Consider the following 23,017-nt stretch of genomic DNA (forward strand, 5'->3'; position numbering starts at 1 on the left):
TCATGAAGGAAGAAGAAAGAGTGCTGACCCTGGACGATTACGAATACGGCGTGGTGGTGAACGCCCTCAATGAACTGCGAAACGACCTGATTAAAGAAGAAAGGCCCACCGACGCCGTGGACGAACTGCTTTTGAAAACCATCGACGCCCCAACCAAAAAGCAGAAACGCAGAGATTTCGATGAACCGCGCTGAAACCGCCAAGAGCAATCTCATCCTCTGGGCGGTTTTTTTAATTCCGGTGGTGTGGGCGGCCTTGCTCACCGCCCCCTCCCTTTCCGGCGGGCTGCCCGAAATCCTGGCAAACCTTACGGCGGCGATGAACGACCCATTCAACATCCGATGGACGGACAATTCGCCCAAATGCGTTTTGCTCTTTGTCGCCGCCTACGGGATGGGTATTGGGATTTACCTGTCCACCAAGCGCAATTACCGGCCCAGGGAGGAACACGGCAGCGCCCGCTGGGGCGGCGCGGCGGCTGTCGATAAGAAATACCGGGACAAAAATCCGCAGAAGAACAAAATCCTGACCCAGAACGTCCGCATCGGGCTGGACGGCAGGAAGCACCGGCGCAACCTAAATGTCCTGGTAGTAGGCGGCAGCGGCTCCGGCAAGACCAGGTTTTACGCGAAACCCAACGTTATGCAGACCAACACCTCTTTTGTAATCCTCGACCCCAAGGGAGAGATTTTACGGGATACCGGAAGCCTGCTCCAAGCCAAGGACTATGACATCAAGGTGCTGGATTTAATCAACATGCATCTCTCTCATTGTTATAACCCTTTCACCTATTTGCAGGACGACAAGGATGTCTTAAAGCTGGTCACCAACCTGATCCGCAACACCACCCCCAAGGGCAGCAACACCAACGACCCCTTTTGGGAACGCTCCGAAACCGCGCTCTTGGAGGCGCTTATTCTCTACCTGCTTTACGAAGCGCCGGAGGATGAGCGAAACTTCCCGATGGTCATGGAGATGATCGCCGCCGCCGAGGTCCGGGAGGAGGACGAAACCTACCAAAGCCCCCTGGACGAACTGTTTGAGCGGCTGGCCATGCGGGAACCGGAACACCTGGCGGTCAAACAGTACAACATCTTCAAGCTGGCGGCGGGAAAGACGGCCAAGTCTATTTTAATCAGCCTGGGCGTCCGGCTGGAGAAATTCAACCTGTCCACCATTGCCGGAATCACCACGGTGGATGAAATGGCCCTGCCCGCCATGGGGGAGAAAAAGACCGCCCTCTTTGCCGTGATCCCCGACAACGACAGCAGTTTCAATTTCATCGTGGGGATGCTCTACACCCAGCTTTTCCAGCAGCTTTACTACCTGGCCGATCATGTTTACGGCGGCAGGCTGCCCCTGCATGTTCATTTCGTGATGGACGAATTTTCTAACGTCGCCCTGCCGGATGAGTTCGACAAGCTCCTTTCCACCATGCGCAGCCGGGAGGTCAGCGTTTCCATCATCCTGCAAAACCTGGCCCAGTTAAAGGCCCTGTTCAAAGACACCTGGGAGTCCATCGTCGGCAACTGCGACGAATTCCTCTACCTGGGCGGCAACGAACAATCCACTCACAAATATGTGTCCGAGCTTTTGGGCAAGGAAACCATCGACTTAAACACCTACGGAAAAAGCTCAGGCAGAAACGGCAATTATTCCACCAATTTTCAGTTGTCGGGCCGGGAGCTTCTCACCCCCGACGAGGTGCGCATGCTGGACAACCGCTACGCCCTACTATTCATCCGGGGCGAACACGCCGTCATGGACGACAAGTACGATATTCTCAAGCACCCGAATTTAAAGCTGACGGTTGACGGCGGCGACCAATCCTACCGGCACGGCACCACGGAACACGCCCTGGACTGGAAAGCCGTGGCTTTAAAGGAAGACGGCGATTACGAGCTGCTTTCCGAGGAAGAACTCGCAAGCCTGTCCCCATCATAAAAACAAGGAGGAATGATCCTGATGAAAATGTTTGGAAAAACCAAAAGGGTTTTTGCCGTTTGCTGCGCGCTGGCGCTGCTGCTGGCCCTTTTCGCTGTCCCCGCTTACGCGGCCGGCGACCCGCTTCAGGTGGTCAACAACCTGTCGGAATTTATCTTCGGGCTGATCCGCGCCATCGGAATGATCCTGCTGGGTTTCGGCATCGTGCAGATCGGCCTGTCGCTGAAATCCCACGACCCAAGCCAGCGCGCCAACGGCTTCCTGACCCTGGCGGGTGGCGTCATCATTACCTTTGCCAAGGAAATCCTTAATCTCATCACGGGAGGTTGATTACCATGTTAAATGACAAAAAAGTCTGACAAAATGACAAATAGTTTGCCAATTAACAAAAAAGATTGCCACTAACGGATTTATCATAGCCGCAATTTGCTTATAGCACAAGGGATTTATCTGTTTTTATTGGCAATCTTTTTTGTAATGCCAACTTCCCAACAAGACAATGGGCAGATACGTCATGCAAAATTGTCAGACTTTTTTGTAAATAATCCAAAGGAAAGAGAGGTATCAGTGACAATCTTTTTTGTCACTGAACATACCATGTTTAACAAATTCCCCATCACTGAAAAAATGCACATTCATTCCCTGGACGGCGAACTGCGGGAAGCTACCATCCTGGGGCGGCTGGGCGACAACGATTATCTTGCCGAGTATAACGGCGTCAGGTGCCATGCCATCTACAACCCCTTTGTCAATCATTTCTATGTGGATGACAAGTATGGTGTCATCAAGGACAAAAACCCCGGCAGGGACGCACCATGCCGGTAATGATCACAGAAGCAAAGCCCGCGTTTCATGCGCGGGCTTTGCCTTGGAAACGAGGTGAGTTTATTTGGAAAGCGGCAACTGGGTGGTTGAGAACCTGAACAACGCCCTGGGAACCTGGAACGAAAAGCTGGCGGAAATCTGGCAGCTTGTCACCCAGTCCCCCACGGAATTCCGCGGCGGCGGCATCTGGCACGTCATTGCCAATATTCACGGCGCGTTGCAGGCCATCGGCCTGGCCCTGTTGGTATTGTTTTTTGTGATCGGCGTGGTCAAGACCTGCGGCAGTTTTGCGGAAGTGAAAAAGCCGGAACACGCCCTGAAGCTGTTCATCCGCTTCGCTTTGGCCAAAGGCGTTGTCACCTACGGGCTGGAGCTGATGATGGCGTTATTTACCATTGCCCAAGGGATCATTTCCACCATCATGAGCAGCGCGGGCTTCGGCACCACCAGCCAAGCCGTTTTGCCGCAGGCCATCGTGCAGGCCGTTGAGGAGTGCAGCTTCTTGGCGAGTATTCCCCTGTGGGCGGTAACGATCATCGGCAGCCTGTTTATTACGGTGCTGTCCTTCATCATGATCTTGGCGGTGTACGGTCGTTTTTTCAAATTGTTCTTATATACCGCCATCGCCCCCGTGCCTCTGGCCTCTTTTGCCGGGGAGCCGAGCCAGAGCATCGGCAAAGCCTTCCTCAAAAGCTATGCCGCCGTCTGCCTGGAGGGGGTCATCATCGTCCTGGCCTGCGTCATCTTTTCCGTCTTTGCGGCCGCCCCGCCGGTGGTGGATGCCAGCGCCAGCGCCGTGACGATGGTGTGGAGCTATATCGGGGAGCTGGTTTTCAACATGCTGATACTGGTCGGCGCGGTGAAGATGGCCGACCGGGTGGTGCGGGAGATGATGGGCCTGTAATAGAAAGAAGGGATTAAAAATTGGATATAAAAACATTGCAATTCAATTGGAAGTATAGGAAGAATCCTATAAAACTGGCTATACAGGTTCAATCTTATCAAATGAACGGCAATCTCTATATCGGATTGTGGTGGAAAAATGGTGGCCGCTTTGAATCATTTACTGACCTGACCGTAAATCTTGGAAAGACGCTAAAACCAAATGAGACTTACGTTAAGACATTCAACGAAAACGAAGGCTTGCTGGATTTTATTTTGAAAAACCAGTTGGGGACGCTTCTGCCGGAAAAAGGATATTCGGGATTTAACGAGTATTTGAAAATCGCTTTTGACATGGAACGCCTTAAAGAGTTTGACCCGGACGGCGTTAAGGAGCATATGGAGTCACACGCCAAAGCGCAAAACAGGTCAGCCAAGAAAAAATCCGAACCGGAGCGGTAAGCCGCAACCACCTTATATGAATGAACGGAGGAAATCACAATGTCATATAACAATGCAATATCAGCCAGCGATCCAAATGCTCTGGAAAAGCTGAGCGCGAAGCTCGAAGCCTGCGAGAAACGGCAGGCGCATATGAAAGAGGTCAACGCCCATTACCGGAAGCTCGGCACTTGCAAGGGCTGCCCCGGGGTATCGGACGAGATGGCCGCGAAAATAGACGCGAAAATCGAACAATCGTCTTATTCCTGGGATAAGCAGCCGTTTTCAAGCTACGAGCTGACCAACAACAATTCCGAGATAAGACGGATCAAGCAGCGTATCAATGAGCTTGAAAAACATCGGGATGTCGGCTTTGTGGGTTGGAAGTTTGAGGGTGGCGAGGCGGTAGTCAACAATGACATCAATCGCCTGCAACTTTTTTTCGACGAGAAGCCGGATAAAGAAAGATGTTCCGTTTTGAAGCGCAAGGGCTTTCATTGGTCGCCGCGAGAGGGCGCGTGGCAGCGGCAGCTTAACGACAATGCCATCTATGCCGTGAACTATATCGATTTTGTCAAGCCGCTTGACGGCAGAAGGCCGACGGACTTGCAGCCGAAAGCCCCGCAGCGGGATACTGGGGCACGGTGATAATAAGTGATGTGGATTATAAAAAGGATACCGGACATGAAAATCCGGTATCCTCACATATCCTTGAACGGAACGCCATCCCCGTAAACAACAGGGTTCCCTGTTCTTGGGTCAAGCAAATCCCTCTGCTCGTTAAACTGAACTTGGTCAAGCGGTACGCCCATCTCTCTGGCTCGGCGGATCTGCCAAGCAACATCATCTTCAAAGAATTTCTCGTCCCGTTTGCGCCGTATCGCCTTTATCAGAGACACAATCCAGCTTAACACGGTCAGGCCGAGCAATGAGAACAGGATGATGTACGCTAAAGTCTCATGTACCACCGCCCACTTGTTCAGCACAGTGCCGAAAAGCAGGAAGCAAAGGACGGGAATCGTCAGCCGGAGCTTTCCTGCCACTTTGAAGATGAAAGAAAGAATGAGCAGTCCCACCGTAAGGCAAAGAGAAATAAGGGCCGCGGCTGCCATAATGGTCACTCCTTTCCACATAATCCGTATATTTCCATTATATCACCCGGCGCAAATATATAAATAAGAGCGGAAAATCGATGTGGTCTTGAACATGAAGGTTAGCAGGAGCATCAGCGGAAGATGAATATAGACGCATGCAGCACAAATAAAACCTCCTTTCTCACACTTGTTATTTTGAAAGGAAGGAAGGATGCAAACGGATTACTTTGGCGCATATTGTTTTTAATTTACCGCTTTTTCCCTAACAATTCTTCAACAGAAATATCCAATGCTTTGGCAATAGCAACGATCTCATAATCCTGGGCAAGACGGTATTGTCCTTCAAGGCGAGAAAGACTCGTCGGGCTGATGTCCAAGCCCACGGTTTGCAGTTTCGCCAGAAAATCCTTCTGCTTCATATTCTTTGCTTTCCGAAGGGCAACAACCTTGGCTCCGATCATGTTTTTGTTGCCGGGCGGGTTCTTTCGTGGTTTCATACCCTCGCACCTCACTGTTCTTCCCATCAATTTTAGGTGAGGGCGCGATGGTTTTAATGCGATTATCGCAGTAAAATAAAAAATAAGTCGATATTCGCAGTAAATTGAAAGGAGTATGACATAAAGATGAAACAAAAATTGGTTGTTTCACGGGATACAAGCACATCAAACTGCATTATGAGTGATAAAGAACACTCCATTTTTATCCAGCTTAAAATCAGGCAAAGGAGATTTCGGCCATGAAAAAGGCATCTCTCAATGACAAGCTGGAAAAAGAGCAAGAAAAACTGCGTAAACTTGGGGAGGAAGTCTTGAAAAACGGTATCCCCCTCACCCAGGATGAGGCGTTTATGGCGCAGAACCGCAAGGTTGACGCCTTGGTAGTCAAGATAATTAAGAAGCAAGAACGGCATAGGAAAAATCAGCAGGAACGATAAGGCAAGCAACCCGATGGCGCTTCGTTAAGAGGCGCTATTTTTTTATGGAGGTGATGATATTTTGGAAGTCAAGATCAACCGGGAAATCCGGGATTATACGGAAAGCATGTTTTTTGGACTGTCCCTGCGGCAGTTCATTTTTTCTGTCCTGGCCGTCATCGTGGCCATCGGCATCTACTTCGGCCTGCGCAGCTTCTTTGGCACGGAAACCGTAAGCTGGATGTGCATTTTGGGGGCCGCTCCTTTTGCCGCCCTCGGTTTTATCAGCTACCACGGCATGACGGCGGAGCAGTTCTTATGGGCTTACATCAAGTCGGAGTTTCTCCTGCCCAAGCGCCTGACTTTTCATCCGACCAACATCTATTACGAAGCCCTGAAGCCCGCCCTGGAAAAACGCGAAAAGGAGGCATGGAAACGCCGTGATTAAAACTCTACAAAAAATCATGAAGCAGGACAAGGAAAGGTTTGTCGTCCCCAAGGGCGTGCAGCAGGCCATCCCCATTCGCGCCATCTGGCCGGAGGGGATTTTTCAGGTAGGGAACAAGTTTTCCCGGACCTTTCGCTTTGAGGACATTAATTACGCCGTGGCCTCCAAGGAGGACAAGGAAGCCATGTTTCTGTCCTATTCGGAGCTTTTGAATTCCTTTGACAGCGGCGCGACCACCAAAATCACGATAAACAACCGCCGCCTGAACAAGACGGACTTTGAAAGCTCCATTCTGATCCCCCTCCGGGAGGACCCCCTGGACGAGTACCGCAGGGAATACAACCGGATGCTGCTGGAGAAGGCCACCGGCGCGAACAGCATCGTGCAGGATAAATACGTCACCGTATCGGTAGCGAAAAAGAACATTGAGGAAGCACGAAACTACTTTTCCCGCATCGGCACGGACCTCATCACCCACTTTTCCCACCTGGGCTCCAAATGCGCGGAGCTGGACGCCACGGACCGCCTGAGAATCCTGCACGACTTTTTCCGCTCTGGCGAGGAAACGTTTTTTCGTTTCGACCTGTCCGAGACCATGCGCAAGGGGCATGATTTCAAGGACTACATCTGCCCCGACACCTTGGAGTTTGAGCGCGACTATTTTCGCATGGGCAACAGGTTCGGGCGCGTTATTTTCCTGCGGGAGTACGCCAGCTTCATTAAGGACAGCATGGTGGCCGAGCTTTGCGACTTAAACCGCAACATGATGTTGTCTTTGGACATCATCCCCATCCCCACCGACGAGGCCGTGCGGGAGGTGGAGAACCGACTGCTGGGCGTGGAAACCAACATCACCAACTGGCAGCGAAGACAGAATCAGAATAACAACTTTTCCGCCGTGGTGCCCTACGACATGGAACAGCAAAGGAAAGAGAGCAAAGAGTTTCTGGACGACCTGACCACCCGCGACCAGCGCATGATGTTCGCCGTTTTGACAATGGTGCATGTGGCGGACAGCAAGGAGCAGCTTGACAGCGACACGGAAACCCTGCTGACCACGGCCCGCAAGCACCTATGCCAATTCTCCCCCCTGACCTGGCAGCAGATGGACGGCCTGAACACGGTATTGCCCTATGGCCTGCGCAAAATCCACGCCATCCGGACGCTGACCACCGAAAGCACGGCGGTGTTTATTCCCTTCCGGGCGCAGGAAATCGCCCACAGCGGCGGCATTTACTACGGGCAGAACGTTATTAGCAAGAACATGATCATTGCCAACCGGAAATTATTGTTGAACGGCAATTCTTTCATATTGGGTGTTTCCGGCTCCGGCAAATCGTTCACGGCCAAGCGGGAAATCGTCAACCAAATGCTTGCCAGCGATGACGACATCATCCTGATCGACCCGGAGCGCGAGTATTCGTCACTTGTAAAGGCGATGGGCGGCGAGATCATCCATATCTCCGCCACCTCTAAAAACCACATCAACGCGATGGATATGAGCAAGGACTACGGCGACGGCGCTAACCCGGTCATCCTGAAATCGGAATTCGTCCTGTCCCTGTGCGAGCAGCTTATCGGCGGGCAGAATCTGGGCGCGAAACAGAAATCCCTGATCGACCGCTGCACGGCCAATGTCTACCGAAAATACCTGCAAAGCAATTTCAAGGGGAAAACGCCCACCTTGCAGGACTTCCATGCCGAGTTACTGAAGCAAGCGGAGCCGGAAGCTCAGGAAATCGCTCTAGCCATCGAGCTTTTTACCTCCGGCAGCCTGAATACCTTTGCCAAGCCCACCAACGTGGACGTGACCAGCCGCCTGATCTGCTACGACATTCTGGATTTGGGCAAGCAGCTTCTCCCCATCGGGATGCTGGTCGTGTTGGACAGCATTTTAAACCGCATCACCCAGAACCGGGCCAAAGGAAAAAACACCTTCATTATTATTGATGAAATATATCTCCTGTTCCAACATGAATACAGCGCCAATTTCCTGTTCACCCTCTGGAAGCGGGTGCGTAAGTACGGCGCATTTTGCACCGGGATCACCCAGAACGTGGACGATCTTTTACAGAGCCACACGGCCCGGACCATGCTGGCCAACAGCGAATTCATTGTCATGCTCAACCAGGCCAGTACCGACCGGATCGAGCTGGCCAAGATCCTGAACATTTCCGACCTGCAACTAAGTTATATCACCAATGTGGACGCGGGCAACGGCCTGATCAAAGTGGGCAGCTCCCTGGTGCCCTTCACCGACCAATTCCCGCGCAACACCAAGCTCTACAACCTGATGACCACCAAGCCGGGCGAACAGGCCCAGGGCTGAATTAAGCCGCCAAGCACCAACGGCTGGCCGTAATTTTCCGGCCAGCCGTTCATTCATGATGTTAAGGAGGCAAACACAATGGAATCTATCCGATTTGCAGACAAAGAGCATAAGGTTTTTTCTGTCAAATGCTTGCCAAAACCCACAATAGCGACGCCTATCATCAGGCGTTTTTTTACGCGATGGGAATCTGCGCGGAAACAAGGCGCAATATCCATACCCTCTTTGATTTCAAGGAGGACGGCATCAGGCCGGAGGGTCTTGCGGCACCCTGGCAGACGGGCGGACCCCGCCGTCTGTGCCGCCTGGCCTTCAACCTCTGGAACGGCTGGACGGAGGAAGGAAAAGAGTGGCTTTCCGCACCCTGCTTTTTTGGAGTCTTCGGATTATCGGGTTGAAATTAGTAAAGCAATTACCAATTATTTGCTGCGCACAATCTTTGTTTATGCGTAGCAAATAATCCTTCTACTCTCGCTTCTTCGTTCAGTTATATAATTCAGTCTTTGTAATCCTCCCTAGGAGGAGAAAACACATCAATTGCCAAAGAATCGTTCAATGCTTTTGCACTATGTAAAACCCCTCCTAGTATAACATAACTATCTAGAGGATTTAGGATCTTAATATCGTCTCCAATCGTTAATTCTATTCTACCGGACACAACAAAGCCAGCTTGTTCTTGAGGATGCGCATGAGCTGGGACTATGGCATCTTTTTCATAAATCATTGTCGTAATCATCATTTCTTTTCCAAAGGCGAGAGTCTGATAAAGAACTCCTTCTACTTTTTCACCTGTAGGCAGATACGGTGTTTTTTTTGGGGCCTCGCTGATATTTTTAAACAAATTTATCACCTCTACTAATTTTTAATATCATTATACAATAGCTTTGCATAACTTCAACTGTATTATTTCGCTCTCGCTTCCCGAGAGTTGAAGATGCTGCACATTTTGGACATACTGCGCAGTACCTTATTTACCCATTATGGGCCTGCAGATTTTTAAATCAATCCAATAATCCGAAATCCCCTTTTTGAAGCCATCCGGCTGCGCTATCCCGAATATTGCCGGAGTTTGGAGCGACCCGCGCCCCGGTTTTCCGAAAAGGCGCGGTAACAATCGGCGAAACTCTGAAAGGAGGTGCGCGTGTTGAAAGAAATCAAGACCAAATCCACCGTCAAGGATATTAAGGTGCTGGACAAAAGCCTCGATGTGACTCGCAGGGCGAAAAACGCCTTTGTCCGCACCAAGGAGCGGACCGAACAGACGCAGCGACCGGAACGTGACAGCTATGTGGAGTATGCCGGGGATAGGGTAAAGGAAAGCGTGGAAACGGTCGGCAATGACACTGTTCACACGATAGGGCGTCAGGGCAAAAAGGCGGTTCAAAAAATTAAGGAACGCCGCAATCCTCCTTCGGACAGCCATCACGCCGATGCTGCCGACGGCCATGCGGCGGAGCAGACCTCCCGTTCCGAAACCGGCAGTCCTCAAACGCGTCGGAGCACCGCTGCCTCTCAAGGAAAGCAGGCTGCCTCGTCCAAGGCTGGAAAAATACCTGAACAGTATCATGCTCCCGTGCAGGCAAGGCAATCGTCCCAGCGAAAAGCCGCCCAAATCAAAGCTAAGGAAAGAGTAAAACGGAAATATACCCTTGCCAAGCCGAACGAATTGGCAAAACGGCGGTTTGTTCAGAGCCGGGCGAAGGCACGGTTTACCCAAAACAGAGAAATTCAGGCGGTGGAAACCAAAACCGCACAGGCTCTCCCAAGTCCCGTGTTCAGATCAAGCGAAAATACAACATGGCGTACCGCCCAAACCAGCATCAGCGACACTGGCCGCACCATCCGGCAATTTGCCCGGTCCGGCAGCAAAGCGGTCAAGGGAACTGCCAAGGGCACCATTAAAACGGCGCAAAAATCGGTTAAGACCGCCGGAAAAACTGCCAAGACCGGTGCAAAAACCTCTCAGACGGTGGCTAAAGCCGCCCCCAAAACCGCACGGGCCACCGCAAAAGCGGCGCAACGGGCAGCGCAGACAGCAAGAGGCACCGCCAAATTCACGATTCATATGGCGAAACTGACCGTCAAAGCTGTCGCCGCGCTGGTCAATGGACTGATCACCCTTGTGGGCGCGGGCGGGGCCGTCCTTGGCCTGTTCCTGATTATTATCACCGTGGCTGCCTTGTTCGCGTCTCCCTTTGGCCTTCTCTTTTCCGACGAAAACAAGGACGCGGAGGTAACGCCCGTCTCCGTGGTGGTACAGGAAGTAAACGAGGAATACAACCAGCGGATAGAGGAAATCAAGAACGACAACACATGGGATACGCTGGATGTTCAGTACGTCGGCACCGGAGGTAGCCGGGGCAATATCTGGATAGACATTCTGTCCGTGTTCGCCGTTAAAACCGCCCTGACCGACGAGGGCATGGATGTCGTCACCATCGACCAGACCCGTATTGACCTCATCCGGGAAGTGTTTTGGGATATGACGGAAATTGATCACTGGATAGAAACCGTGGCGCATACCGACAGCGACGGAGGAACATGGTACGAGCGCGTTCTGCATATCATCATCACCCAGCGAACCGCAGGGGAGCAAGCGGAAGTCTATCGCTTTAACGACGACCAGAGGGAAGTGCTGGAGGACCTTCTGAGCGGCGACTACGACCAGTATTTCATAGCCCTGATCACGGGTTTGAGACACCTGGGGGACGGGACGGAGGTTATTGCGGAGGGCTTTTATATCTGGCCCAGCGCCGCCAGTGACTATGTAACTTCCTTTTTTGGCACCAGGCTGCATCCCATCCTGGGCATTTACAAAACCCACACCGGCATTGACATCGGGGCGGGATATGGAACGGCGATATTGGCTGCCGCGGACGGCGTGGTCACAACCGCCGCTTACGACGCGGGCGGCTACGGAAACTATATCATCATCGACCACGGCAACGGCAATAAGACCCTTTACGCCCACATGAGCCAAATGAGCGCCGGTGTGGGACAAACGGTGACACAGGGCCAAACCATCGGTTTCGTAGGCAGCACGGGATTGTCCACAGGCCCGCATTTGCACTTTGAGGTTTATGTCGGCGGCACCAGGGTTGACCCCCTGCTGTATTTCTCCAATTATACGGCAGCATGGTAAACATTGACTGATTAAAAAAGAAAAGATAACGTGAGCAAATACTTGCCATTTCAGTTCATGCGCAAACAGGATCATCCTCGAATTTTGCGAACCGCTTCAATACACTTTTCATTCGGCGGTTTTGAATCATATAATCAAAGCCGCCGTTTTCCTTTACCTTATTTTACTTTTCTCTCACTTTTCTCTGAATAATGAATATGTAAAGCATGCAATATAAAATGAAGAACAAGCTTAAGGTTTACCCTGCCATGCATGACCTGACCCAGGAGGAATTGGCAAATAAACTGGGCGTTACGCGGGCCACTATTAACGCCATTGAAAAAGGAAGATACGACCCTTCCCTTAGACTAGCTTTCAAAATAGCACGTTTTTTTGAAGTAACAATTGAAACTATTTTTATTGAAGAAAATTTATAGTGCAATTAACTAACGCAGGAACACAATTTTTTTCTCTGATTTTGGATGCAGAAAAGAACGCCGCAAGCATGATGTGTCACGGCGTTTTATACATGAGATTTCTTTAAAAAAGAAAGCGGGAGATTTTATTCCCCCGTTCCTTTGGCTTCCTGTATTCCCTTTGCGGTAGCCGCCATGATAATTAAATCCGCTTCCCCTAATTCGTCAAGCTGACTTTCAAGCTGGCGGCGGCGCGTTGTTTTTTCCACGTCGGTATCTGGAAAAAAAAATTGATCTACCGATATGTGAAATAAGGTGACAAGCTCATAAAAAACCTGAAAGCTTGGGTGCTGCCCTTTGTTTTCAATGGACATAATGTAACGAGGCGCAAGAACCACTTCCTGTGCCAACCGTTCCCGTGTCCAGCCTTTGCTTTCCCGCGCTTTCTTTATGGACTGTCCGAAAGCCGAAAAATCGTATTTATCTTCGTGACGCATTATCATATCACCCTATATCATTTTACAAGCTACATTTCCAAATCTAAACGATGCACAATATTACATTATATACTTTTTCATAGCCTATTCTCGAATGCGCACATAGAACATGAAAATTTTTCCAAAAAAGTATTGACATATTTACCTATGTGTTGTAGATTAATATTGAACTACATAGAATAGGTTAATTAGGATGAAATTTCATGAAGAAAATTCAGCGTATGTCAGATGCAGAAAAGCAGATTATGAACTTTATTTGGAAGACTGGACGCCCTGTTACAACTGCGGAAATCATGCAAAATTTACCGGAAGAAAAAGAATGGAAGCAAAATACGGTGATAACTTTTTTGGCCCGGCTGATGGAAAAAGGGTTTCTCAAAGCCACAAGAATAAGCAAGGCAAATTATTACGAGCCTTGCTTAACGGAACAGGAATACCGAAATTTTGCGACAAAGCAATTTATTGCCGATATTCATAAAGGTTCGGTATTAAGGTTTATAAATACCCTGTGTGATAATGGCGATTTAACAAAGGAAGATATTGAAAACCTTATAAAGCGCCTGAAAGAGTATGTGATGCTATGCTAAAGAATCACGCCCTTTACAAAACTAAGAGGGTGAATAGACTATGTAAATCTAAGATAAATTTTGGACTGCCGAACAGAAAAGCTCCTGCATACCCCCTAACGACAGAGTGTTTTAATAGTCAACCTTTTAAAAAATATTCCAATTGTTTCTTTGTTGATGAAAATAATAAAAGTATTGATACATTAACCTACGGAATTTCCCTTTTCAATTATATAGCAGATAACGGAGGTCGCTCATTTTGAAAAATACTTACGAGAGTCCCTTTAATGCCCGATATGCCAGCAAGGAGATGCAGGAGCTGTTTTCCGGCGATATGAAATACAAGACCTGGAGAAGGCTGTGGATAGCTCTGGCGGAAGCAGAAATGGAATTGGGACTTGGGGTCACACAGGAGCAAATTGATGAATTGAAAAAATTCAAGGATACTATCAACTATGAAGTAGCCGAGAAAAAAGAGAAGGAAGTACGTCATGACGTCATGGCGCATGTACATGCATATGGAGAACAATGCCCCAATGCAAAGGGTATAATCCATCTTGGTGCGACTTCCTGCTATGTAGGCGACAATACAGATATAATCGTAATGACGGAAGCCCTCAAGCTTACCAAGATAAAGCTAGCGGCAGTGATAAAAATTTTGTCGAAATTTGCTTTAAAGTATAAGGACCTACCTACGCTGGGATTTACCCACTACCAGCCTGCTCAGCTTGTGACCGTAGGCAAAAGAGCCTGTTTGTGGATTCAGGATCTTCTGATCGATCTGGAAGATCTGGAATATGTGCTATCCGGAATGAAGCTTCTTGGAAGCAAGGGAACCACCGGAACACAGGCAAGCTTTATGGCCCTCTTTGACGGAGATGGAGAAAAGGTTAAAAAGCTGGAGGAGTTAATTGCCAAAAAAGTCGGCTTTGACAATGTTTATCCTGTGTCCGGTCAGACCTATACCCGCAAACAGGATAGCCGTGTTCTTAATGTTTTGAGCGGCATAGCTCAGAGCGCATATAAATTCAGCAACGATATAAGGCTTCTGCAAGGCATGAAGGAAATAGAAGAGCCTTTTGAATCCAAACAGATAGGTTCATCCGCCATGGCATACAAACGAAATCCCATGCGCTCGGAGAGAATATCCTCTCTTGCCCGGTATGTTATTGTTGACGCCCTGAATCCGGCTATTACAGCCTCCACCCAATGGTTCGAAAGAACCCTCGACGATTCGGCAAACAGGCGTATAAGCGTTCCAGAGGCCTTCCTGGCGGTGGATGCGATTCTCAATATTTATATGAATGTAGCCGACGGCCTTGTGGTTTATCCGAAGGTTATTGAAAAACATGTCATGGAGGAGCTTCCCTTTATGGCTACGGAAAATATACTGATGGAAGCCGTAAAAAGGGGAGGCGACAGGCAGGAACTCCATGAGAGGATAAGAATACATTCCATGGAGGCTGCAAAACAGGTCAAGCTTTTGGGCAATGCCAACGATCTGATTGACAGAATTGCGGGCGATACTGTCTTTGAAATGAGCTTTGATGAAATTATGTCCGTAATGGAAGCAAAGAATTATATCGGCAGGGCGCCGCAGCAGGTAGAGGAATTTGTGAACGAGCACGTTTTACCCGTACTTTCGGGCATTCAAACAGGGAACATAAAAGCAGAACTCAAAGTATGATGCAAGACATTCTAGCGGACTGTGGAGCTTTTTATGTAGATATTTTAGGAGGAAAATTTTGAATTATGAATAAAATTAAGCAAATGTCAGATGCAGAAAAACAGATTATGGAATTCATATGGGCTGTCGGTCACCCTGTAACTACGAGGGAAATCATTTCGAATTTGCCGGAAGATAATAACTGGAAGCAAAGCACTGTTATTACATTTTTGGCTCTGCTGAAGGGAAAAGGGATTCTTAAGGCCACAAGAATAAGCAAGGCCAATTATTACGAGCCTCGCATAACAGAACAGAAAAACCGAAATTTTGAAACAAAGCAATTCATAGAGGATGTCCAATTACTCTTGAACGATTATAAGTATTTATTTCACCAAGGCAATAAAACCGTTGTTTTAGCGGGAGAATAATCATATACATATAAAGATAGGCTAATGTCAGACTAATGCCAAACGGCGGTTTTGAAATAAAAAAATTCAAAGCCGCCGTTTTACTTTTCAAGGAATGGGATTGCGGAGGATATTAAAATCACCTCTTTCCCTCCATGAAGTTACCTGGACCGGCGGCACAAGGAGGATGCCGCCGTGTTTCTTTTCTTTCGACATAATCCGATACCATTCTGCTTATCAAAAAAAGCCTTTATGCCTTATGGGACTATTGCGGTTATGAAGTTACCTACACATATTACACATTAAGATATATAAGCTCCTATGCCCGATTGGATATTTTCCAGTCGGGCTTTTTTGCATTTTTTTGCCAAACGTCATTTGAAAAACGCAACAAACAGCCCTTGCCAGTTGGGATAAAGAGTGAAAGGGAAATAGGGACAAGTTTAATTCCCTCCATTTGGAACAGGAAGGAGGTGAACTCTATGGAGCAATCTTCTTCCAATAACAAGGGAAAAACTGTCCAACATCAGTTTGACAGCTTTTGCAGGAAAGTCCTGAAAGGCGAAGCCAGCAATTACCGCAAAGCACTTGCCCGGCGCTTACAGTACGAAGTGACCTTTTCTGAGCTGTCAGAGAAGGAGTTGAACCAGCTTTATGCTATGGATGAATATGCGACTGATTATTACTTGTTCCAAGTAATGGGCTACGATGTCGAGGTCAAGGACGCGTTGATAGGTGAAGCGTTGGAAGCTCTGCCCGAGGAAAAGCGCAACATTATCCTGCTGTCTTATTTCATGGATATGTCGGATGCGGAAATCGGGGAACTGATGAACCTGGTGCGCACCACAATCTACCGTCATAGGACAAGCTCACTGCAAAAAATCAAAAAGTATATGGAGGGAAAAGCCGATGATGAAAACAAGTCCGAGCTATAAAAATCTGCTGCCTTTTCCCGTCATTGCGGCTGCGGCAGGCGGCAACATCGACGCGATCAATGCCGTGCTAAAACACTACGAAGGGTATATTGCCACGTTGTCCACTAGGCAGCTTTACGACGAAAACGGCAATCCCCATCTGTGTGTAGACCCTGAATTGCGCCGCAGACTGGAAACCAAGCTCATTGCCAAAATCCTTACATTCAAGGTAGCCTAAGCCTTGCCCGTACGGGAATGTGCCCCCTTTCCACCTTCCCGATGCGGGCTTTTCGTGTTTGCCATTCTGCAAAAGTGCATCCATAGACCAATGTGCTTTTGCAGGCTGACAAACGCCTTTAGTTCTTTGAAAAAGAAAGCGCGGAAGATAACGCCGCAGCAGCATAGGGCAAATCGGATACTTTCGGTCTATGCCGAGCCGGACGGCGGGTGCGCCACGACTTCCCCAGGGAACGAGCGATCACCACCCAGGCCGCAAAATGAGCGTGGCAGCTTGTGTGGCGAAGACACATAGACCGGTACAATGATACTTCCGTCCAGCCACAGTCCGAGCGTTAAAAGCGTCGCAGGCAATGGGGATGGCCCGTCAGTATGGGGGGAGGTGAAATTCCTATGAGGACGGTTCGCCGCCGTCCGCCGATAGGCCCATAAAAGATAGAACCGAAACAAAAACGCAGGTCAGGGGTGCGCCGTTTGAGCGAGCGTATATGCACGCCCAATTCAGGGCGCATCCTTTTGCTGCGTGAATTAAAAATAGAATGTAACTGAAAAGGAGGCTGATCTATGGCTAATGTAAAATTGTCACAAGAAAAAGCCTACCGGATCATGCTGAAAAAATACCCCGACGTGCTTGACATCAAGCAAATGTGTGAAATTCTTGGCATTAGCCTTAAGACAGGCTACGGTCTCATACAGGAAAATAAAATCGAGTGTCTCAAGGTTGGGCGAGCATATAGAATCCCCAAGCCTTTTTTATTAAGTTACTTGAGAATCGGTTCGAGCCGTGACAGCCAATAAGATGCTATTTGCACATTTTACGAGCCTTTTTTATTATGTTACACTCATCCTGTCAACGGCAGGTGAGGTGAGCGAGTAATCTGAAAGGAGGAAATGAGGAACATATGGAACTCACCAAAATGCTGAAAATGGTCGGACTGACCGAGGATGAATTTATTGGAGGATTCACGACAACCAAAAAGGGTTATTACTATACCGTTCTCAACCGAAAGGATCAGAACGGAAAGCGTAAACCCCTTTGGATTTCAACCGGGCTTTCTGCCATTGAGGAAAACGAAGCGGAAGCTGAAAGCAAATGCCTGGCGGCCAGAATCCAATATTCCCTTGACTTGAAAAACGGCGTGGCTGATAAGGCTGAGAAAACGCTTGCGCATGAAGAGCCTGATGAAGACAACAGTGTTCAGAATGATTCCGATGCAAACCAATCAGCAAATCCCCTATTTGCGGATTTGCTAAAAGAGTGGCTTGCCTTCAGACACCCGGATAACATTGTTGTGGGCGAAGATTTTAATTTTGATAGGAGAATCAAGCTCAATACCTGGGCCGGATATGCGGATAACATTGAGCGCAACTTATATCCGACCTTCAAGGCATACGGCTGCACGGTCCGGGAGATCACGCCCGATCTGCTCAAAGGACATTACGCTTACCGGCTAAAATCCGGCAAGAAGAAGTCCACGGTTGTAAAGGATTACACCATTATCAACCAGGCATTGAATTATGCCGTCAGCAAAAAGATGATCAGTGTGAATCCGAACAGTGCCATCACCCTGCACAAAATCGAAAAATACAATGCTGCTACGCTCAATGCCGAACAGATGTTGTATTACCTTGAATTTATTGTCGGTGATGTTATTGAAATCCCTATATTACTGGGTGGCTTTTATGGGATGCGGCGTAGTGAGTGCGTTGGGACTAGAGAATGCCAGTTTGATTTCAGGTATAAATTCTTTAGGGCCAATCACACCGTAACCACAGCAAAGATTAACAAAGAAAAGATATATATCCCATCCGACAAGCTCAAAACCGATTTAAGCAACCGTACTTATCCCTTGATCCCTTATGTCGAAGAAAGGATAAAAACAAAAATAGCGGAGAACAAGGAACTGAGAGAACTTTGCGGCAACTCCTACAGCAAGGAATGGCTTGGGTATCTATGCGTTCATCCTTTGGGAGAAATCATTGACCCAGGATATATCACCAACAGGCACGCTGATTTACTCAAAAAAGCCGGATTGCCCCATGTCAGGTTTCATGACCTTCGGCATTCGTGTGTAGGCTTGATGATGGCTAATGAAGTACCGATGGAGCGGATCAAGGATTGGGTTGGCCATAGTGACATTCGGACTACAGTCAACACTTACGGCCATCTGGAATATCAGTCCAAGAAAAAAACAGCCAAGATCATTCAGAAATCGTTGCCGCTTAAAAAGGTAGGAGCTGCTAATCTTTAAGATCAGCAGCCCCATGATGGCGGAGGGTTAGGGATTTGAACCCTAGATACCTTGCGGTATACCGGTTTTCGAGACCGGCTCCTTAAGCCTCTCGGACAACCCTCCGAATTATTAACTATCTAAGCGCCTCGGATAGAATTCGGATAGAACAGCTCAAAAATCCATGTTTATTTGAACTCCGGGGGCAGTAAAAACCGCATAAATACAAGGTTTTCGACTACATGTCTTCCACTTTGCTCACTCGATTTCGAGTGCGGCGCGTTACAGCCACTTCGCTACTCCTCCATGTATAATTATTCAGTTTTTATGCACTCATCACTCGATTTCGAGTCGAGCGCCTTCGGCCAGCCCGGCCACTTCTCCAGTATCTTTTTTCTCCCTTAATTCCCGAAAGAAGCGCCTGATAATTGACCGGCATTCTTCCTCCAGCACCCCTGCTACGACCTCAACCTGGTGGTTGAACCGAGGCTGCCTGACCACGTCGATAACCGAATCCACCGCACCCGCCTTGGGGTCCGCCGCGCCGTAGACCAGGGTCTTGACCCTGAACTGCACCATGGCTCCGGCACACATCGGACATGGCTCAATGGTGGAGTACACCACGGTTCCGTTCAGCCGCCAGTCACCCATGCGGCTAGCCGCCTCCCGCAGGGCCAGCACTTCCGCGTGCGCGGTGCTGTCCTTCAAAAACTCGCGCAGGTTGTGGCCTCTTCCAATAACCTCTCCGTCAAGCACCACAACGGCGCCGATGGGCACCTCTCCCAAAGCATAGGCCTTTTCAGCTTCCGCCAGGGCTTCGCGCATGTAGCCGGCGTGGTCCACCGTATTTCTCCTCTAAGAACAAAATGGTACGCCCACAGGATGCCGATCCCTAAAAGGACCAAGCAATCCGGTACCAAGCGTATCCTCAAAACGTCCACTAAGCATTATAAGTCACATTGTTTGCGATGTCAAGCTGTAACCCGTGTGCAACATGCCTGAAGCCTTCAACATATACCGTGCTAACCGGGAGCTCGAAAACGTTACTGTAAAAACTAGTGAATGAAATTCGCACCAATATTTTGGTCGTTATCTTTCAGGTTAATATTGGTTGTCAACCGCTGGATTTTGGCTTGTCCCAACTATGCCGCTTTGGTTACTTCATGTAGAAGATTCGATATAAAATTACCTGTAAAATAATTATTACCGGTATTAAAACCTTAAACTTTAAATCTTTTGTTTTGTGCCTGAATATTTCCATTCCCAATAATACACCAACAGCCCCGCCTACGATAGCAATTAAAAAGATTCTACTCTCCGGCACCCTGTATTTACCCGCCTGGGCCATTTTTTTATCATACCACATAGTACAAAAACCAATAACATTTATTAACAATATGCTATATAACAGGCTTATCCCCCCACAGTAGATATAAATAGCTTGAACAATCCCTGCATCTATGATAATCATATACCAAACTTTTTGCTATATCCAGCCGGCAGCTATCCTGAAAATATAAATTTTCATTTCTGCTGGCGCCCCCGCAGGCGGCATGGGGGTCTAATGTGACAGATTCCTCCAGACATCAAAGCTGCCTGTTCTACCTCGTAACCTCACCAGGGGACCTACTCCTCAAACCACTATACAACATATTGACCAAAAATAAAAAGGGCTGGCTTAGGACCTGTCCTTTTGTAATATTCGGTTTTGTCATGAAAGAGATCAGAAGGATTTCAGGCTCTAAAGGAATTTATCCTTCGATGAATTGTACCAATTCCTTATTGAATTTTTCAAGCTGATCATAAAACAGAAAATGACCGCAAGAATCAATCGGCACTAGTTTCGCATTTTGGATCCCTTTTTTTTGCGCGATTGCCAATGGGTAAAGACAAACCCTGTCGTTGAGACCGTGAAGAATCAGGGTCGGGACATGAATTGTTTCCAAATCCTTAAATAGGCCTTCCTCATCCAGCCATGTATTGGCAATCGCCGCGGTAGCCCAACTTGAAGCCTGGAGACCCAATTGGAAAATCCAATCGGCGAGGGCAGGGGTAACGTAATTATGGAAAATCATATTACCAAAGCTCCTGAGCATATTAGGGCGGTCATTGTATGTACCTTGTATAATGTCCAGTACCGACTGCTTCGGTAACCCATATGGAAAATAGGGGCGCTGGATTAAGCTGGGGGCTGCCGCCGCGAAAGGAGCAAGTCTGGATACGCCGTGGCCCTGATGTCTGGCCATGTAGCGAATCGCGATCCCTCCACCCGTTGAGTGCCCACCAAGTGTGATATTATTTAATTGCAACGCGTCCACGACGCCACGGACATCATCGGACAATCGGTTGTAGTCATAACCGTCCCATGGCCTGGCTGACAGGCCAAAACCCCGGATATCCATGCCAATGCATCGGTATCCCTGTTTTGGCAGTTGATTGTACTGATACTCGAAAAGATTATGATTCCCGGGCCAGCCGTGGATAAACAGAATGGTCTTGCGGCCTGTCGGATTGATATCCTCCACATAAATGTACACATTGGGTTCTACGTTTACATAATATCCCACGTCAATACCACCATTTTTTTTAGTAATTCATACAGGATACTCATCACGGGGTAAGGAAGTGACGGACTTGGTAAAAATCATGAACTGTGCATGGGAAAATTTTATTTTGTAAATAAAAATTACCCATCCTTATTCTGTTTCCGTTTGGCAAACGAATAAAGGCAGGACACGTTTCAATATTAGGCCACGCAAGCTCCGTTCGACATAATTAAAAAGAATAAAATAAGCCATGTACAAGAATTAAACCTGCACATGGCTTTCCTGAAAAGTTAGGTGAATATAGATGCCAATGCTTTTTACGCAAAATACTTATTTTCTCAGTTTAAAGTTAATATTTTTACTCTTTGCTTTTTCATTGAACCATGATTCTACCATTTTCACTTTATCTTTTTGGGGAATTGTTTCGTCACATTTTTTAATATGTTCTTTTATATCATTTAAATCCGCAAGATCCAGAAGATTGATGGCAATACAAAAAAAGTTCTTTTTTCTGCCATCGTTAAAATTACTGATTAAGTATTCTAAAAATAATATTTTTTCATTAAGCTCCGCTTGATACTGTTCAATCCCGTTGTCAATGGCCTTCTGCATATCATTTATAACATTGCGGTAGGTGATGAACGAATCTTTTTCGCTTGGGCATTTATATCTATTACATGGATAATTTTTGCACAGGAAGCAATACTCAACATCACCATGCTTTTTACTGCACGTAATCACTGCACAGCTTGGGTGTTGCAGATGAAAATCTTTGCCACCGCATCCGGGGCACCTTGTTGTTCCCTCACTTTGATATCTTGGGCAAAGTCCACAGTTAAGACCACATAAAGAAAACAAGGGATATTCTCTTTTATATTCCTTCATGATTTATCACCATTTTCATCTCTTCCTTACACAAAAAATTTATTGTTAGCACACGCACCCATGCACGTCCTGCTTCGATAGCTTTCCGAGGTCGGTTGTCTTTCGGGTACTTCTCCTCGAACTATGGGAATACATGCTCGGTGCAGTCAGTAGCCCAGAGCATCAATATTCTGTGGTCCCGCTTGCTCAGAAGCCTGCGATTGACTTATCATGTTTATAACTGCAGTTTCTTAAAGGGAGCTTATTAAATCAATGTATGTTGAAACTGCATCCAATCTCGCAGACATATATGTAGAGAAAACGACTATACATCGGCTGAATTGCTGCTGCTTAGGGTATTGGACATCGACCCGTACAATGAAGACACCTGTATGGGGCTTATGGGCATTTATGAATTAGCAGGCCGTAAAGGCCGAGCTGTTAAAGTATATTCATCCTTTATTTATAGACTAAAAAAAGACTTAGACATAGGGCCAAGTCCAAACCTTTTAAATGAATATAAGTTCTGAAAATAGGAGGATATTGCATCATCCGTGATCGGTTTACCATAATATGTAATTAACAAGTCATAATAATTATATGGTTATACTAACCAATAGTGGAAACTGAGGTTTACTTCGGTTCATATGTTGTCCAGGGATCAATTAACCGTTCC

Annotated in this window: 28 protein-coding genes and 1 tRNA gene; 20 read left to right on the forward strand and 9 right to left on the reverse strand. The window is 47.8% G+C overall.

Annotated features, from left to right (window positions below):
• Positions 1-2 precede the first annotated feature (2 nt).
• The 7 genes from Psfp_RS04105 to Psfp_RS04135 all read left to right on the forward strand — a co-directional run bounded on the left by Psfp_RS04105 (position 3) and on the right by Psfp_RS04135 (position 4,740).
• Positions 3-194, forward strand: a complete 192-nt coding sequence (locus tag Psfp_RS04105) for a hypothetical protein (protein ID WP_134217280.1) — start codon at positions 3-5, stop codon at positions 192-194.
• Positions 181-1,944, forward strand: coding sequence for a VirD4-like conjugal transfer protein, CD1115 family (locus Psfp_RS04110; protein WP_134217281.1), 1,764 nt, complete (start codon positions 181-183; stop codon positions 1,942-1,944). The genes Psfp_RS04105 and Psfp_RS04110 overlap by 14 nt, the downstream gene beginning before the upstream one ends.
• Positions 1,945-1,965: 21 nt before the next feature.
• Positions 1,966-2,274, forward strand: a complete 309-nt coding sequence (locus Psfp_RS04115) for a TrbC/VirB2 family protein (RefSeq protein WP_192895258.1) — start codon at positions 1,966-1,968, stop codon at positions 2,272-2,274.
• Between the two features lie 237 nt (positions 2,275-2,511).
• A complete protein-coding gene (locus Psfp_RS04120) occupies positions 2,512-2,769 on the forward strand; it encodes a hypothetical protein (protein WP_243120471.1) in 258 nt (85 codons plus the stop codon).
• Positions 2,770-2,833: 64 nt separating this feature from the next.
• Positions 2,834-3,673: a hypothetical protein gene (locus Psfp_RS04125; RefSeq protein WP_134217283.1), complete on the forward strand. Its 840-nt coding sequence runs from the start codon at positions 2,834-2,836 to the stop codon at positions 3,671-3,673.
• Between the two features lie 20 nt (positions 3,674-3,693).
• A complete protein-coding gene (locus Psfp_RS04130; protein WP_134217284.1) occupies positions 3,694-4,113 on the forward strand; it encodes a DUF4313 domain-containing protein in 420 nt (139 codons plus the stop codon).
• Between the two features lie 39 nt (positions 4,114-4,152).
• A complete protein-coding gene (locus tag Psfp_RS04135; protein WP_134217285.1) occupies positions 4,153-4,740 on the forward strand; it encodes a hypothetical protein in 588 nt (195 codons plus the stop codon).
• A gap of 53 nt (positions 4,741-4,793) precedes the next feature.
• Here the strand turns inward: Psfp_RS04135 and Psfp_RS04140 are convergent, their stop codons facing one another.
• Both Psfp_RS04140 and Psfp_RS04145 read right to left on the reverse strand, forming a co-directional pair.
• Positions 4,794-5,204, reverse strand: a complete 411-nt coding sequence (locus tag Psfp_RS04140) for a hypothetical protein (RefSeq protein ID WP_192895259.1) — start codon at positions 5,202-5,204, stop codon at positions 4,794-4,796.
• A 230-nt stretch (positions 5,205-5,434) separates the two neighbouring features.
• Entirely contained in the window at positions 5,435-5,683 is a 249-nt protein-coding gene (locus Psfp_RS04145) for a helix-turn-helix transcriptional regulator (RefSeq protein ID WP_134217286.1), read from the reverse strand.
• A gap of 239 nt (positions 5,684-5,922) precedes the next feature.
• Between Psfp_RS04145 and Psfp_RS04150 the strand changes: the two genes are divergently transcribed.
• The 4 genes from Psfp_RS04150 (at position 5,923) to Psfp_RS04165 (ending at position 9,274) form a co-directional block, all read left to right on the forward strand.
• A complete protein-coding gene (locus Psfp_RS04150; RefSeq protein WP_134217287.1) occupies positions 5,923-6,120 on the forward strand; it encodes a hypothetical protein in 198 nt (65 codons plus the stop codon).
• A gap of 61 nt (positions 6,121-6,181) precedes the next feature.
• Positions 6,182-6,547: a PrgI family protein gene (locus tag Psfp_RS04155; protein WP_134217288.1), complete on the forward strand. Its 366-nt coding sequence runs from the start codon at positions 6,182-6,184 to the stop codon at positions 6,545-6,547.
• The gene (locus Psfp_RS04160; protein WP_134217289.1) at positions 6,540-8,876 is read left to right on the forward strand and encodes a VirB4-like conjugal transfer ATPase, CD1110 family; all 2,337 of its coding nucleotides are present in this window, start codon (positions 6,540-6,542) and stop codon (positions 8,874-8,876) included. The genes Psfp_RS04155 and Psfp_RS04160 overlap by 8 nt, the downstream gene beginning before the upstream one ends.
• Positions 8,877-9,004: 128 nt before the next feature.
• The gene (locus Psfp_RS04165) at positions 9,005-9,274 is read left to right on the forward strand and encodes a DUF6075 family protein (protein ID WP_243120472.1); all 270 of its coding nucleotides are present in this window, start codon (positions 9,005-9,007) and stop codon (positions 9,272-9,274) included.
• Positions 9,275-9,372: 98 nt separating this feature from the next.
• Here the strand turns inward: Psfp_RS04165 and Psfp_RS04170 are convergent, their stop codons facing one another.
• On the reverse strand, positions 9,373-9,717 hold the full coding sequence (locus tag Psfp_RS04170; RefSeq protein WP_134217291.1) for a cupin domain-containing protein: 345 nt from the start codon (positions 9,715-9,717) through the stop codon (positions 9,373-9,375).
• A gap of 303 nt (positions 9,718-10,020) precedes the next feature.
• Between Psfp_RS04170 and Psfp_RS22000 the strand changes: the two genes are divergently transcribed.
• Positions 10,021-12,018 (forward strand): peptidoglycan DD-metalloendopeptidase family protein, encoded by a 1,998-nt coding sequence (locus Psfp_RS22000; protein WP_205079460.1) that lies wholly within the window; start codon positions 10,021-10,023, stop codon positions 12,016-12,018.
• Between the two features lie 218 nt (positions 12,019-12,236).
• A complete protein-coding gene (locus Psfp_RS04180) occupies positions 12,237-12,434 on the forward strand; it encodes a helix-turn-helix transcriptional regulator (protein ID WP_134217292.1) in 198 nt (65 codons plus the stop codon).
• A gap of 125 nt (positions 12,435-12,559) precedes the next feature.
• Here Psfp_RS04180 and Psfp_RS04185 read toward each other — a convergent pair whose 3' ends face one another.
• Positions 12,560-12,913 (reverse strand): helix-turn-helix domain-containing protein, encoded by a 354-nt coding sequence (locus Psfp_RS04185; RefSeq protein ID WP_348981105.1) that lies wholly within the window; start codon positions 12,911-12,913, stop codon positions 12,560-12,562.
• A gap of 200 nt (positions 12,914-13,113) precedes the next feature.
• Between Psfp_RS04185 and Psfp_RS04190 the strand changes: the two genes are divergently transcribed.
• From Psfp_RS04190 to Psfp_RS04220, 7 genes are all read left to right on the forward strand, one after another.
• On the forward strand, positions 13,114-13,497 hold the full coding sequence (locus Psfp_RS04190) for a BlaI/MecI/CopY family transcriptional regulator (protein ID WP_134217294.1): 384 nt from the start codon (positions 13,114-13,116) through the stop codon (positions 13,495-13,497).
• Positions 13,498-13,735: 238 nt separating this feature from the next.
• The gene (purB, locus tag Psfp_RS04195; RefSeq protein ID WP_134217295.1) at positions 13,736-15,163 is read left to right on the forward strand and encodes an adenylosuccinate lyase; all 1,428 of its coding nucleotides are present in this window, start codon (positions 13,736-13,738) and stop codon (positions 15,161-15,163) included.
• 65 nt (positions 15,164-15,228) lie between these two features.
• On the forward strand, positions 15,229-15,570 hold the full coding sequence (locus Psfp_RS04200) for a BlaI/MecI/CopY family transcriptional regulator (RefSeq protein ID WP_134217296.1): 342 nt from the start codon (positions 15,229-15,231) through the stop codon (positions 15,568-15,570).
• Between the two features lie 461 nt (positions 15,571-16,031).
• A complete protein-coding gene (locus Psfp_RS04205) occupies positions 16,032-16,484 on the forward strand; it encodes a sigma-70 family RNA polymerase sigma factor (RefSeq protein ID WP_134217297.1) in 453 nt (150 codons plus the stop codon).
• Positions 16,459-16,701 (forward strand): helix-turn-helix domain-containing protein, encoded by a 243-nt coding sequence (locus Psfp_RS04210; protein ID WP_134217298.1) that lies wholly within the window; start codon positions 16,459-16,461, stop codon positions 16,699-16,701. The genes Psfp_RS04205 and Psfp_RS04210 overlap by 26 nt, the downstream gene beginning before the upstream one ends.
• Before the next feature lie 563 nt (positions 16,702-17,264).
• Positions 17,265-17,498, forward strand: a complete 234-nt coding sequence (locus Psfp_RS04215) for a helix-turn-helix domain-containing protein (RefSeq protein ID WP_134217299.1) — start codon at positions 17,265-17,267, stop codon at positions 17,496-17,498.
• 104 nt (positions 17,499-17,602) lie between these two features.
• Positions 17,603-18,952 (forward strand): site-specific integrase, encoded by a 1,350-nt coding sequence (locus tag Psfp_RS04220; protein ID WP_243120473.1) that lies wholly within the window; start codon positions 17,603-17,605, stop codon positions 18,950-18,952.
• A gap of 17 nt (positions 18,953-18,969) precedes the next feature.
• Here Psfp_RS04220 and Psfp_RS04225 read toward each other — a convergent pair.
• From Psfp_RS04225 to Psfp_RS04245, 5 genes are all read right to left on the reverse strand, one after another.
• Positions 18,970-19,057: transfer RNA gene (locus Psfp_RS04225), tRNA-Ser, on the reverse strand.
• A gap of 210 nt (positions 19,058-19,267) precedes the next feature.
• Entirely contained in the window at positions 19,268-19,774 is a 507-nt protein-coding gene (gene tadA / locus Psfp_RS04230) for a tRNA adenosine(34) deaminase TadA (protein ID WP_206663747.1), read from the reverse strand.
• Between the two features lie 313 nt (positions 19,775-20,087).
• The gene (locus Psfp_RS04235; RefSeq protein WP_134217300.1) at positions 20,088-20,402 is read right to left on the reverse strand and encodes a DUF1294 domain-containing protein; all 315 of its coding nucleotides are present in this window, start codon (positions 20,400-20,402) and stop codon (positions 20,088-20,090) included.
• 280 nt (positions 20,403-20,682) lie between these two features.
• Complete coding sequence (locus Psfp_RS04240) at positions 20,683-21,498, reverse strand: alpha/beta hydrolase (protein ID WP_134217301.1); 816 nt, start codon at positions 21,496-21,498, stop codon at positions 20,683-20,685.
• Between the two features lie 309 nt (positions 21,499-21,807).
• On the reverse strand, positions 21,808-22,362 hold the full coding sequence (locus Psfp_RS04245; RefSeq protein WP_134217302.1) for a DUF3795 domain-containing protein: 555 nt from the start codon (positions 22,360-22,362) through the stop codon (positions 21,808-21,810).
• Positions 22,363-23,017: the final 655 nt, after the last annotated feature.

Origin of the sequence: Pelotomaculum sp. FP (assembly GCF_004369245.1) — a bacterium.
Classification (GTDB): domain Bacteria; phylum Bacillota; class Desulfotomaculia; order Desulfotomaculales; family Pelotomaculaceae; genus Pelotomaculum_C; species Pelotomaculum_C schinkii.

What these genes read in the sequence shown, in the direction of transcription:
- Psfp_RS04105 (WP_134217280.1), top strand. Translation starts at nt 3, where the DNA reads ATGAAGGAAGAAGAAAGAGTGCTGACCCTGGACGATTACGAATACGGC.
- Psfp_RS04110 (WP_134217281.1), top strand. Translation starts at nt 181, where the DNA reads ATGAACCGCGCTGAAACCGCCAAGAGCAATCTCATCCTCTGGGCGGTT.
- Psfp_RS04115 (WP_192895258.1), top strand. Translation starts at nt 1,966, where the DNA reads ATGAAAATGTTTGGAAAAACCAAAAGGGTTTTTGCCGTTTGCTGCGCG.
- Psfp_RS04135 (WP_134217285.1), top strand. Translation starts at nt 4,153, where the DNA reads ATGTCATATAACAATGCAATATCAGCCAGCGATCCAAATGCTCTGGAA.
- Psfp_RS04140 (WP_192895259.1), bottom strand. Translation starts at nt 5,204, where the DNA reads ATGGCAGCCGCGGCCCTTATTTCTCTTTGCCTTACGGTGGGACTGCTC.
- Psfp_RS04145 (WP_134217286.1), bottom strand. Translation starts at nt 5,683, where the DNA reads ATGAAACCACGAAAGAACCCGCCCGGCAACAAAAACATGATCGGAGCC.
- Psfp_RS04150 (WP_134217287.1), top strand. Translation starts at nt 5,923, where the DNA reads ATGAAAAAGGCATCTCTCAATGACAAGCTGGAAAAAGAGCAAGAAAAA.
- Psfp_RS04165 (WP_243120472.1), top strand. Translation starts at nt 9,005, where the DNA reads ATGCTTGCCAAAACCCACAATAGCGACGCCTATCATCAGGCGTTTTTT.
- Psfp_RS04180 (WP_134217292.1), top strand. Translation starts at nt 12,237, where the DNA reads ATGAAGAACAAGCTTAAGGTTTACCCTGCCATGCATGACCTGACCCAG.
- Psfp_RS04190 (WP_134217294.1), top strand. Translation starts at nt 13,114, where the DNA reads ATGAAGAAAATTCAGCGTATGTCAGATGCAGAAAAGCAGATTATGAAC.
- Psfp_RS04200 (WP_134217296.1), top strand. Translation starts at nt 15,229, where the DNA reads ATGAATAAAATTAAGCAAATGTCAGATGCAGAAAAACAGATTATGGAA.
- Psfp_RS04205 (WP_134217297.1), top strand. Translation starts at nt 16,032, where the DNA reads ATGGAGCAATCTTCTTCCAATAACAAGGGAAAAACTGTCCAACATCAG.
- Psfp_RS04210 (WP_134217298.1), top strand. Translation starts at nt 16,459, where the DNA reads ATGATGAAAACAAGTCCGAGCTATAAAAATCTGCTGCCTTTTCCCGTC.
- Psfp_RS04215 (WP_134217299.1), top strand. Translation starts at nt 17,265, where the DNA reads ATGGCTAATGTAAAATTGTCACAAGAAAAAGCCTACCGGATCATGCTG.
- Psfp_RS04220 (WP_243120473.1), top strand. Translation starts at nt 17,603, where the DNA reads ATGGAACTCACCAAAATGCTGAAAATGGTCGGACTGACCGAGGATGAA.
- Psfp_RS04235 (WP_134217300.1), bottom strand. Translation starts at nt 20,402, where the DNA reads ATGATTATCATAGATGCAGGGATTGTTCAAGCTATTTATATCTACTGT.
- Psfp_RS04245 (WP_134217302.1), bottom strand. Translation starts at nt 22,362, where the DNA reads ATGAAGGAATATAAAAGAGAATATCCCTTGTTTTCTTTATGTGGTCTT.